Annotated in this window: 4 protein-coding genes; all 4 read left to right on the top strand. The window is 37.8% G+C overall.

Going from position 1 to position 4,145, the window contains the following annotated elements; all coding sequences use genetic code 11:
* The first annotated feature begins 68 nt into the window (after positions 1–68).
* The 4 genes from AFK68_RS07540 (at position 69) to AFK68_RS07525 (ending at position 3,605) form a co-directional block, all read left to right on the top strand.
* Positions 69–602, top strand: a complete 534-nt coding sequence (locus tag AFK68_RS07540) for an RDD family protein (protein WP_094672224.1) — start codon at positions 69–71, stop codon at positions 600–602.
* Positions 603–635: 33 nt separating this feature from the next.
* Positions 636–824 (top strand): 50S ribosomal protein L33, encoded by a 189-nt coding sequence (rpmG, locus tag AFK68_RS07535; protein WP_094672223.1) that lies wholly within the window; start codon positions 636–638, stop codon positions 822–824.
* Between the two features lie 69 nt (positions 825–893).
* Entirely contained in the window at positions 894–1,112 is a 219-nt protein-coding gene (gene rpsR, locus AFK68_RS07530; RefSeq protein WP_094672222.1) for a 30S ribosomal protein S18, read from the top strand.
* Positions 1,113–1,580: 468 nt separating this feature from the next.
* Entirely contained in the window at positions 1,581–3,605 is a 2,025-nt protein-coding gene (locus AFK68_RS07525; protein WP_094672221.1) for a ribonuclease catalytic domain-containing protein, read from the top strand.
* Positions 3,606–4,145 lie beyond the last annotated feature (540 nt).

Below are 4,145 nucleotides of genomic sequence, written 5' to 3'. Positions count from 1 at the left end.
AGTAAAATAAAGTCAATAAAGCAATTAAATATTCTGCTAGCTAAACTAAATAATTAGAGTCAAACATAATGAGTGACGATATTATACCTCAATTGCCAAAAGCTCCTTTATCTCGTCGTGCAGCAGCATTTAGTATAGATGCTGGAGTGATTTGGTTTCTCAGCGCCATAATCAGCAATAATTGGTTCACCTTTATTTTATTTTTTGTAATACTTTGGATAGCTATACGAGTCCTAATGGTCTACAAAAACCAAGGTCAGAGTATAGGACACTTTGCTCTAGATATGAAAGTCTTAGATACTAGATACCAAAGAACTCCTGGTATCCTAGAATTATCAAAGCGAGAAGGAATTTTAGCATTAGCCGGGTCATTGGCCATGCTAGGCATGAGTAACTTGACATCAGGAAATGCTGCCGTGTTACTACTAATAATGCCCTTATTCTTAGACTTTACAGTAGCTTTGGTAGATATTGAAAGGTATCAACAAGCTTTCCATGACAGAATATCCCAAACTATAGTAGTGGGAACTATGCGTGGTTACTCCCTAGATATTAAGCTCAGGTGGTTACTTGACGAAGCCAAGCGTTATATGAGAAAATAATAATTTGTGTTTAACATTAATGGAAAGTGAAAGATGGCTAAAGGAGTAAGAATTATTATTACACTAGAGTGTACAGAGTGTAGAACTAATTCTGATAAACGTTCACAAGGTGTTTCTAGGTACACAAGCACTAAAAACCGTAGGAATACAACAGCAAGATTAGAATTGAAGAAATTCTGTACTCACTGTAATAAACATACGGTTCACAAAGAAATTAAGTAAAAATTCAGTGAGTATTAAACACAGTAAAGTTCTAAAACGTAAACAAAAATAACTAACAAATAATTAGCTATGGCAAATTACTATCGGAAAAGAGTATCACCAATTAAACCAGGAGAACCTATCGACTACAAAGACGTCGAATTACTGAAAAAATATGTGACAGAAAGAGGAAAAATTCTGCCAAGAAGAATTACAGGTTTAACATCCAAACAGCAAAGAGATTTGACAAAAAGCATAAAAAGAGCCAGATTAGTGGCATTGTTACCTTACGTTAATAAAGAGAGCTGAAGCTAGGAGTATGTGAAATTTGAGATGTTGGGAAAATTAGAAACCCAACATGATTGATAAAAAAATCTATCATTCTATTGACAGTTTAATGGACAGGAAATAGACGGTAAATTAATAAGCTACTTAGCATAAATTTAGGGTATGATGACTTGAGAGAAAGTAGCGGTAGTACCCACCTATAGAAGTAAGTCAATTCAAAACTCTGAGTTAACCTGTGAAAAGGTAAAACATGAATTGGGCGTCATCGTGATTAAAAGTGTTTTTAATACAAAATGGCGGTGGGTATCATCTATGCTGTATGTGGAAGCTTAGAGATTTGTCAGCCCTTGAAATAGAAAGCTACCGCTATAACGCAAGTCAATTAACGGTGGGTAAACGTTAGATTGAAAAAATCTTCAAGAGAATTACAGAAAAAAACACAACCCAGACAAAACTAAAGAAAACTTACACGATTATAGATAAAATAAAGTGGAGAAGGGAAAACTAATAGAATTTAGACTGCACGGAGAACGGCGACTAGCTGTGGCAGAACGTCCTGACGGTAAAAAAAACTGGGTCGTGGTAGAAGCAAATGGTAAATCTAATAGTATACCCCCAAAGCAAATAACTTATGAAGTAGCAGGAGAAAATTACAAATCATCAGAAATTCCCCAATTTATTCAGGAAGTAGAAACCTATCTAGACCCTTCCAGTCTAGAAATAGCATGGGAACTCCTAGTAGAAGAATCAGAAACAGTAAATCCAGCAGAAATGGCACTATTGCTATTTTCAGAACAAACAGCAAGCCAATGTTACGCAGCCCATATACTATTATCAGACGATAAACTCTACTTTAAACAAAAAGGCGATCGCTACGAACCCCGCCCCGTAGCCCAAGTAGCAGAAATCAAACATCAACAAGAAGTCCAAAAGCAACGAAAACAAGAACTAGAAAACTTTTTACTTCGAGTCCATAACCGACTAGCAGGAGAAGAAGTAAACTGGGAACAAAGTGATTATAATCGCCTAGACTCTATAGAAAAATTTGCCACTCACGGAGAAGAAACCTCCCATCGTAACCAGGCAATGGAGACCTTGGCTATCTTAGAACTACCAGAAAATTCAGAAGCAGCATTTAAACTATTAGTGGATCTAGGTATATGGAACGAGCATGAAAATCTATATCTGCGACGTAGCCAGATCCCAACACATTTTTCTACCAAGGTACTAGAAGTGGCCAAAAGCTGCCTGCAATCCCTCCCACCAGATCCAGACACAAACCGTTTGGACTTAACTCATCTAAAAGTTTATACAATTGATGATGAAAGTACGCGAGAAATAGACGATGGCCTGAGTATAGAATTTTTAGAAGATGCTCAACAACGGGTATGGGTTCATATAGCTGACCCTACTCGTTTACTTACTCCTGGTGATGAGTTAGACCTAGAGGCTAGACGCAGAACAACTACCTTATATTTACCTACTGGTATGGTTCCGATGTTTCCGTCAGAGTTGGCAACAGGTCCAATGAGTCTAATTCAAGGGCAAGTTTGCAGCGCTCTGAGTTTTGGCATTCTTTTAGATGAAACTGGGGCAGTTATAAATTACACAATTCATGCCAGTTTAATCAAGCCAACCTATAGGCTTACTTATGATGATGTGGATGAAATGCTACAGTTAGGGATTAAGCCAGAACCAGAAATTCATGCTCTGAATGATTGGGCTAAACAAAGGTTTAAGTGGCGACAGTCACAAGGCTCAATTAGTATATATATGCCAGAGTCGGTAATTAAAGTGAAAAATGAAGGTGAAGAAATTACGGTAGAGGTTTTGGATGATTCACCATCAAGACAGCTAGTTGCAGAGATGATGATTATGGCAGGGGAAGTCGGGGCAAAATATGGTCAAGAACATAATCTTCCTCTACCCTACCGTAGTCAGCCTCAACCAGAACTCCCACCAGAGGCAGAACTAATGTTATTGCCTGCGGGGCCAGTTCGTTCAACTGCTATGCGTCGATGTATGCCTAAAAGTGAAATGGGTACTATACCTGCTCGTCACGCAAGTTTGGCTTTAGAAACTTACGTTCAGGTTACTTCTCCAATTCGGCGTTATAGCGATCTATTAGCTCACTTCCAAATTAAAGCTCATTTACGAGGAGATCCTTTACCATTTACTCCAGACCAAATGCAAGAAATGGTGATGAGTTTAGTTCCAGCAGTGAAAGAAGCTTCTAGTGTGGAAAGGTTTACTAACCGTTATTGGGGTTTGGAATATTTACGGCGTAATTCGGATGAGGTTTGGCAAGCTTTGATAATTCGGTGGTTGAAAGAGGAAATTAATTTAGGGTTGGTGTTGTTGGAAGAGTTGGGGTTAGAGTTGGCAATGCGCTTTGGTAGGTCGGTTGAAGTGGGCGATCGCTTGGAGGTAAAGGTTGCTTATGCCGATCCTCGTAAGGATGAGATTGTATTTCAAGAAATAATTTCGAGCGTGGCAGAAACTGCTACTAACTAATAGACATCCCCAGAAAAGACAGAGCAGGGAGTAGGAATCAGGGAGAAATAATTGACAATTTCTATAGTCATTTCAAATAAGGATGAAACACTTTTTTGGCTGAAACTCTTTCAAAGAAAGAAATAGTCGTCCCATTCTGATTCAGAATGACTATATCTCTCCAACTATTTTTCAATTGTAGGTGTTATTAATGGATAATTGATAATGAAAACTATATCTCAGGAAATTTTTACTATCCATCTACATCTCCTAGGTGGTGCTTGAGAAAATGAAATTACTATTTCTCTATACGCAATAGAAGAGAAAATTCCCACTATCCATCTACATCTCCTAGGTGCTTGAGAAAATGAAATTATTCTGAGTCTATAAGTAATAGTCGGAAAATTTTCACTATCCACCTACATCTCGTAGATGCTTGAGAAAATGAAATTACTATTGCTCTATACGCAATAGAAGAGAAAATTCCACTATCCACCCACATCCGGCGTGAGCTTCAGAAAATGAAATTATTCTGAGTGTGTAAGTAATAGAAGAGAAAAT

This window comes from Hydrocoleum sp. CS-953 (assembly GCF_002260545.1).
Taxonomy (GTDB): domain Bacteria; phylum Cyanobacteriota; class Cyanobacteriia; order Cyanobacteriales; family Microcoleaceae; genus Trichodesmium.
This window is presented reverse-complemented; position numbering and strand designations above follow the sequence as displayed.

What these genes read in the sequence shown, in the direction of transcription:
- rpmG (WP_094672223.1), top strand. Translation starts at nt 636, where the DNA reads ATGGCTAAAGGAGTAAGAATTATTATTACACTAGAGTGTACAGAGTGT.
- rpsR (WP_094672222.1), top strand. Translation starts at nt 894, where the DNA reads ATGGCAAATTACTATCGGAAAAGAGTATCACCAATTAAACCAGGAGAA.
- AFK68_RS07540 (WP_094672224.1), top strand. Translation starts at nt 69, where the DNA reads ATGAGTGACGATATTATACCTCAATTGCCAAAAGCTCCTTTATCTCGT.